This window comes from Lactobacillus hominis DSM 23910 = CRBIP 24.179 (assembly GCF_000296835.1).
Lineage (GTDB): Bacteria > Bacillota > Bacilli > Lactobacillales > Lactobacillaceae > Lactobacillus > Lactobacillus hominis.
This window is the reverse complement of sequence record NZ_CAKE01000004.1, coordinates 111,905-118,998: the sequence shown is the minus strand read 5'-3', so window position 1 is coordinate 118,998 and position 7,094 is coordinate 111,905. Positions and strand designations below refer to the sequence as shown.

7 protein-coding genes are annotated in these 7,094 nt (G+C 38.1%); all 7 read right to left on the bottom strand.

Translation table 11 applies throughout. From position 1 onward, the window contains the following. Positions 1-193: 193 nt before the first annotated feature. From BN55_RS03780 to BN55_RS09560, 7 genes are read right to left on the bottom strand one after another with little or no spacing between them, the layout of a single operon-like run. Positions 194-697: a hypothetical protein gene (locus BN55_RS03780; RefSeq protein WP_008470484.1), complete on the bottom strand. Its 504-nt coding sequence runs from the start codon at positions 695-697 to the stop codon at positions 194-196. Continuing rightward, a complete protein-coding gene (locus tag BN55_RS03775) occupies positions 694-1,032 on the bottom strand; it encodes a hypothetical protein (protein WP_008470483.1) in 339 nt (112 codons plus the stop codon). Before BN55_RS03775 ends, BN55_RS03780 begins: the two co-directional genes overlap by 4 nt. Then, complete coding sequence (locus BN55_RS03770; protein WP_008470482.1) at positions 1,033-1,347, bottom strand: hypothetical protein; 315 nt, start codon at positions 1,345-1,347, stop codon at positions 1,033-1,035. A gap of 4 nt (positions 1,348-1,351) precedes the next feature. Then, complete coding sequence (locus BN55_RS09570) at positions 1,352-3,277, bottom strand: BppU family phage baseplate upper protein (RefSeq protein ID WP_008470480.1); 1,926 nt, start codon at positions 3,275-3,277, stop codon at positions 1,352-1,354. After that, a complete protein-coding gene (locus BN55_RS03760; protein ID WP_008470478.1) occupies positions 3,231-3,443 on the bottom strand; it encodes a hypothetical protein in 213 nt (70 codons plus the stop codon). Before BN55_RS03760 ends, BN55_RS09570 begins: the two co-directional genes overlap by 47 nt. A gap of 2 nt (positions 3,444-3,445) precedes the next feature. Further along, positions 3,446-6,328, bottom strand: a complete 2,883-nt coding sequence (locus BN55_RS09565; RefSeq protein ID WP_008470476.1) for a phage tail spike protein — start codon at positions 6,326-6,328, stop codon at positions 3,446-3,448. Next, complete coding sequence (locus tag BN55_RS09560) at positions 6,329-7,087, bottom strand: phage tail domain-containing protein (protein ID WP_008470474.1); 759 nt, start codon at positions 7,085-7,087, stop codon at positions 6,329-6,331. Positions 7,088-7,094 lie beyond the last annotated feature (7 nt).

Genomic DNA, 7,094 nt, shown 5'->3' with positions numbered 1-7,094 from the left:
TTTAAGCTTGGATCAGGAGCTTCAACCACAATTGGGTAATGGTTCTCCGTGTATTCGTGTAAAGTGGTGATTGTGTCAAAAGGGACGTCATCTGTAGACATCCAGTAGTGGTATTCTTGTGCCATAATTAATTTTCCTTTCCAATTTTTTGTATTAAAAAAGCCCCAGCGGAACGCCCGCTAGAGCTTGATGATTATATATATGGATTATTAAAAGATATTTTTACGTATTTAACTGGCATAGACTGATATGGGCTATAGAAACCAGTATTAGTGTATGTGAATTGTAGTTTCTTGCCATTATCTATTATTGATGTTTGAAGGGAACCAAAAAGGTTACCTGTGTCTGTGGAATATGTTCTTGGGGCTTGCGAAACATAATCGGAAAGATGTCCTGGAACATTACTATTATTATAATTGGGATCTCCAGTATAAAACTGATGTTGGTCATCATAAGGACACCACATAAGGGCAAACAAGATTTGACCATCTTGATACGATCGCATCGTTTGTCCCTGTACAGACCGTGTATACTCTGGAGGTAATTTATCGATATCTAATGTTCCTGAATTACCTTTGAAAATCAATGTAGTTGTGTGATCATAATGGGCTTGCCACAGTACACCATCTCTGTTAAATACTTTTTCAATATTGTCAGAACCAGCCATGATTTTCTTAATAGAGTTATCAATAATCATGCGACCACCTCGCTTTCAAGGTGGCTAAAAGCTTGTCGTATCAGTAGATAGAGGGACCTAATTACCCCCCCCAGAATATCAGTAGCAGCTACCCAAAACACTCTAAAATCAGTTACTACGTGCAAATATCTTTCTCCTTTGATATTAACTTCATAATCAACTGTACCGGTCCAGTCACTTCCTAAAGTCCAAGTTTGCTTTTTAATAGTAAATTGGTCTGGAATATTACCAGTCTTAACATTGCATTCAAATGCTGAACCGGGAACATGTACTGTTGTACCAATCAAGGATTTCTTAAAATTTCCTTCACTAGTCATGATTTCTCTAATAGCCATTTAACACACCACCCCTCTTAAAGAAAAGCGATGCAATAGCTTGATAAAGGTGGATTTTACCCCCCCCACAAGTCTTACAGCATTTTCATAAACAAATCCCCACTGGGAGCCGATTTTTGCTATATAGCCTTTATTATTATTAAGATTTGCTCGCCCGTATACTTGAATAGAATCAATATAAAGCGCATTAGTTGGAGTGCTAGCTGTTAAATCTGTTTGATAAGGTACATAATTAACGTCGCTAGTCGGAACGGCTCTTTGACCATTCAACTCTTTAAAATAATTACCTTCACTGGTCATGATTTCTTTAATCATAGTATTATCCTTTCACCATAATGATTGCATTCGGGTGGCTGGCTAAATAAGCGTTGCCTTCCGCTTCGCTATTAACAGCGTGAATATCTGGCATTTTAGCGTTTAGTTCATTTATTCGATTGTTAACGTTTGTGATATCACTCTTCCAGGCAATGTCTTCATGCCATACTGGTGCGTTGCCGTTACCACCAATAATTCGGGCATTATGGTAACCGTAAGAAACATTTAAAACCCCTTTAGTATTTCCGCCACCAAAAGCTATACCAGATGAATCGTTGCCAAGCATAACTCCACTTCCGCCGTGATCATTACGGATAGAAACTAATATTTGGTTGGGATTAGCAACGCCTAAAATATCTTGCCAATTATTACTGTTAGTAGTTTCCCTAAAAAGAGGAGCTGCAACATTAGTTTTAGCTTGAAGCGCATCTGCGGCGCTTTTATTGTTAGATGCAATATTTCTAACTGTATTTAATTCCTCAGAGTTAGCAACTTCCTTCCACGTGCCATAATTATTCCCTTCCCAATATCTATAAGCAAAAGGCTGCTGACCTGATCCTCCTACCGGAATCCATACTTGGGTTTTGGCATTGCCATCATAATTAAAGCAAATTAAAATTCCTCGCTTATCCACAAAAAATGGTGGTGTGTTTTTATTATCTGAACTAGTACAAATGTAAGTAGTTACTTTTTTCGTAATTCCCTGAAGGACATTTAAATCAACTGTTCCTACTCTATTTGGTCCAGTACCCTGTAGTTGATTAATAGCATCGGCAAATGGTTTTAATGCATCAATTCCAGTAAGCCACGCACCATTAGACTTTGTGCTTTCTGCATTTGTAGCTGTATTAGCAACAATGTCATAACCATTTGAAACTAAATTAGTTGAATAGATATTCCCATTAGCATCAGGTTGTTGACCATCAACAGTTTTGACTTTGCCAGCTGAAGCTACTTTTTGGTCTACTTCTTGCCTAGTATAAACGTCCGCAACTTTTGCGTAGCTAGAAAAATCAATAGCGTTGAAGTCAGCCTTAAGTTGAGTAACCTTTTTCTGAACGTCATCTGCATACTTATTCATTGCTGGCAATTTAGTATTGCTTAGGTCAGTAAGTGAAGTCTGAATATCAGATAACTTTTTGCCGAGATCTGCAATTGTAGAATCAAGAGTGGCTTTCTTGGTTTGCCATTCGCCATCAATTCTGGCTTTATCAGTAGTCCATTCATCATCAATGCGTTTTTTGTCAGCAGTCCAATCAGCATCCCTCTTGGTCTTATCTTGGGTGTAAGTATCAGATCTAGACTTTTCGGATTGATTAAAAGTGTTTTGACGATCAGCTTGACTAGTATTAAATGCACTAGTTCGTTGATTCTCTAAATTATCGTATGCCTGTTGCATACTAGTTAACTTAGTATTTAATTGAGTTTGCGCATTTTTAAGATTATTAGTTAAATCTTGAGTAAACTTATTAGTTTGATCGTCTTCGATTTTCTGAGCTTGATCAATCAGATTTTGCATCTGATCCCTTAAGCGCTCCAATGCAGGAACATAGTTGGTGTTATATACACTTACTCCCATTCCTTCATCGACAGTAATGGTAAAACTTTGGGTACTATCAACTTTATTGCCGTCCATATCGTTAATTTCAAACCAAGCAGTACCAGTTCCTGCATAAGTTTGAGGATGGAGCGTATATTGAATTGAGCCATTTCTAGCATCGACAATAGTTACTTTGTCGTCTGCAACGAATTTATCGTTTTCTTTGTGGTCCATGAAAGTGACTTTTTTATTCGTTAAGTCATAAGGCTCTTGTTGGGCATTCAAAAAGGCGGCCTCTAAAAGACCGCCTTTTTCTGTTTGTCTTACTGTAACCCCGAGGATGCTAGTTAGATTTTTGTTCGTGTCTAGCTCTAGTTTGGGTAGACTCATTCTCTGCACCTTCTTTCATTTTTAGTTTTAATTTTAATTCCGAATTTTCGGCTTGATAGCCCGCTAGGGCAGTTTCCAATTTAGCAACCTTCAATTGTAGAGTTGCAATGCTGGTTCCCATATTTGAAGCTAATTTTTCAAGCGCTTTTTGATTATCGATAATCATTATTAAGCCTTCTTTCCAGTGAATACACGGTACAAGTCATTCCAAGTGAACCAATGGGTGCTACTGCCAGCGCTTAATCTAATATCGTATCCATTAGTTGCTATGGTATAAGCACCATTAGTTGCTGAAAATCCTGCATCAGACATAACTGCAGATTGACCCGAAGAATGGCAATATATATTCCCGGTTCCTTCAATATCAACGCCTTTAATAGAAAGAGCATCAACCCGACCAAAATCTACGTATTCTCCGGCAATACGTCCATCACTAGAAATTGCAGTTCTTAATACATTATCTCTTCCTAAGAATTCGAGTCCATTTGAATTAAATTTCATTAATCCGCCATCGTTAGTTTGGGCTCGCAATTCTGTGGGGCTTCTCCAATTAGGATAAGCTTGAATAACATTATTACTACCACCATCAATCCAGCTTTGAATGTCTTTTACATCTCCATCAATTTTTTCAACCTGCTCTAACATATTTTGGCGATCTCTTGTATATGAGTCTTTTGTCATATCAAGCTTTTGTCCCAGCTTTTCAAGAGCAGCCTTTTGGTCATCGCCTTGGAGTTGCACAATTCGTCGCATCTCGCCAAACAAATGCTGGTTCTTTCGTTCCAAGCCGTGAGTATTTTTTTCAACGGTTTGCTGAACATATTGACCAAGCACATGTTCGTAAGAAACGGGTAAATCACCAATAGTAATCTGAGTAAATTCTTCTTTAAGCGGATCCCATAAAACTGAGTTAACTTCTGCTTTTTGCTGTAGATTTAATTGATCATATTGGACGAGTACCAAATCGTAGAGATCTACTTCATCACAAATTTGTTGATAGTTGAAAGTTAAAGAAACGTTCGGATATCCAATTCGATATTCTTTCATATATGCTTCTGCAACTTCTTGAAGTTTGTCTGGATCTTGAATGTTATAAGATGATAAATCAACTGTTTTAATTCTTAACCGTTCGTCATCACCCATAAAAGGACTGGTTAAGACTAAATTTGGTAATGTGACTGTTACATCTTGAACTTGTACCTCATTATCAGTGCCATCGTCTTCACCCGGCGGAACATCGGTATTATTTTCAAAGGTAAAGTAAGAGGCATCAACCCATTTACCTTCTCCAATTTCGTACCAAGTCTTACCATGACTTTCAGCCTGAGCAGTAATAGGAACTTGATCTCCAACATTTAGCCATTGATCATATACTCTTGTACCATTAGGAGATCTATAAACAGGAATTTTACCGGTAGTTTTTGCTATCCGTTTTTGTTCTTCTTCATAGTCAGGCTTTACAGTACCACTGCTCGTAAAGTTAATTGCGTCGCTTTCTTCTACCCAGATATGAGTACTGATTTGATACCAAGTTTTGCCTTGATAGTCAGTAGCAATATTGGTAATCAGCCAGCGTGAGCCTTTATTAGCACTCCACTTAAATGACTTTCCAGTACCCGGACCAGTCATGGCGTTAACCATATTTTTGACAACAGTTATTGTCTTTTTCTTGTAACGAGGCTTACGTACAGAATTTTTACCGCGTGGTTTGGTATATTTGCCAGTTGGGACTTGGATTTTAACTTTTTCCTTAGTACCGTTAACAGATAAAATACCGTGCGTACCGTATTGAGAATAGTCAGTAACTTTATCAAGTTTGAGATATTGACCATCTATCCATTGAGTACGACGGTTACCCAAGCAGTACCAAGTTTTGCCGTTGTAATCAACTGCTTTAGCAAATATCTTCCATCGACTACCATTTTTACGATAACCGGTTATGGTGTGTCCTGAAAAAGGACTAGTCCATAAAGCAACTTGTCCTTTTCCAGCATAAGCAATCGTACCAACACCGGCATAATCAACGATTAAACCTTGCCCCTCAGTGCTATCATCAGGTACATAAACAGTACCTTGAGCCTTAACTTTGTTAACGATGTAAGCGCCTGTTTTATCAAAACTGAAAAAGTGTTCATCGATCCATTGCCCATTTCCAATGAGATACCAAGTATCATCATTGACAGTGTTATCTTTTGCCACTTTTTCAACATGATAAAAAGTTCCATTCTTAACGTGTCCATTAACGGTATGACCTTTATATGGACTGTTATAGGTTTCTGCACCTCCAGAACCAACATATTGAACAACGCCTTGCCCGTCAAAGTCTTCGCCGCCTTCTTCTGCTGCTACCGTGTTAGGCGAATAAGTAGAATAAGGGAAGATCGCATTATAGGTATTATCAATGTTGGTATCTTGAGTCAGAGATTTAAGCCGCCTACCATACTTGACTACTAGTCCAGTATCATCTCCGCCATGTTGAACCAAAGAGAGATTATAGTTATCAAATAGCCATTCTCCTTGATACATAGCTTCCATAGTATTAGCAACTGTATCCCCCTCTTGGTCTTCTCCAAGCAAAATACTAGTTACTGATTCAACCGATTTAAACTCCCAACCTAAGTTGGCTACTTTTAAAATATCTGAATAAAATGAAAGCCCTGGCACGGGGTCGGCTAGAGCTTCTTTTATTGCTTCGAATGCTTGTCCTGCTGACGCATTGGCAATACTAATATCTTTAGTGATAACGTTATACGCTAGATCGCCTGCTATATGGTTAGCAGTAATTGATAAAGACTGCAGTTCATCTCCACCAATTTCAGTAATTCTAAATTTTTGTTCTTTCTCATCATTACGCGGGCCCATAGTTGTTACAATGATTCGTCCCTCTTTTATTTGAGGTGCTAATTCATCGTCTTTATCATAGGTCATAGTAAGGACAGGAATTTTGTTTTTATCTCTTTGTACTTGAGCATTAATTACACCTTTCATAGGGCCAAGCCCCATGGTTGAAGTGTCATCCGATGCTCGGTTATACAAGCGTGGATATTTCAACTAAGCTAACCTCCTCCAGTTAGGTTTGTATTCTATCTTTTGAGCAGTTCCAGATTTTAAGTAGATCTTATTTTCTCCTGGCTTTAAACTGGGAAAATCGTTATTTGGAAATACAGCGCATGATGCTCTATTTTCCTTAAAATCATGCTTATAAATCCATTGCTCTTCGCTATCTACAAATATTTCTCCATCAACCCCATTAAGTTTGAAGTCTTGGTCATTTATGGATAAAACAAAATCGCCAGATCCAACAATATGAATTATTGGTTCTGCCGATTCTTGCTGTTTATTAATAACTTTTTGTGATGACGGTAACGGTCTGAATTTCATACTATCTGTACTCCGCATATATGGCTTGCAGTTAAAAGTAACTGTAGCCGTGGCTTCAGAGTCGTTCTGTGGGGTAAAGTTGGCAGGCTGTGAGAGGATTGCCTCCCAGTACCATTCGTGCATTGTATCTAAGTAGAGTGGTTGATACTTATCACTTACTAGCCAATCATTAATAGCCATACTCAATTGAGACCAAGTAGAATACTTGGTACTTTCTCGAGTAGCATATAAAGTAAAGGACTGAGAAATATTTTGAAAGCGATGGTTCTTCGTTAGCAAATCCCCACTATGTCCGGGAATTGCATTGGATGTGACATCAACTTGCGGATGCGTAATTACGATAGGATATTGGATATAGACGCCGAAATCTAAAGTTGACTGTTCATTCACAATCAACTTGGCGACTAATTCTTTAATCATTCCTGCCATTTAAACC

Excerpts from the sequence above, each read along its gene's own strand:
- BN55_RS03760 (WP_008470478.1), bottom strand. The coding sequence starts at position 3,443 with ATGATTATCGATAATCAAAAAGCGCTTGAAAAATTAGCTTCAAATATG.
- BN55_RS03780 (WP_008470484.1), bottom strand. The coding sequence starts at position 697 with ATGATTATTGATAACTCTATTAAGAAAATCATGGCTGGTTCTGACAAT.
- BN55_RS09560 (WP_008470474.1), bottom strand. The coding sequence starts at position 7,087 with ATGGCAGGAATGATTAAAGAATTAGTCGCCAAGTTGATTGTGAATGAA.
- BN55_RS03770 (WP_008470482.1), bottom strand. The coding sequence starts at position 1,347 with ATGATTAAAGAAATCATGACCAGTGAAGGTAATTATTTTAAAGAGTTG.
- BN55_RS09570 (WP_008470480.1), bottom strand. The coding sequence starts at position 3,277 with ATGAGTCTACCCAAACTAGAGCTAGACACGAACAAAAATCTAACTAGC.
- BN55_RS03775 (WP_008470483.1), bottom strand. The coding sequence starts at position 1,032 with ATGGCTATTAGAGAAATCATGACTAGTGAAGGAAATTTTAAGAAATCC.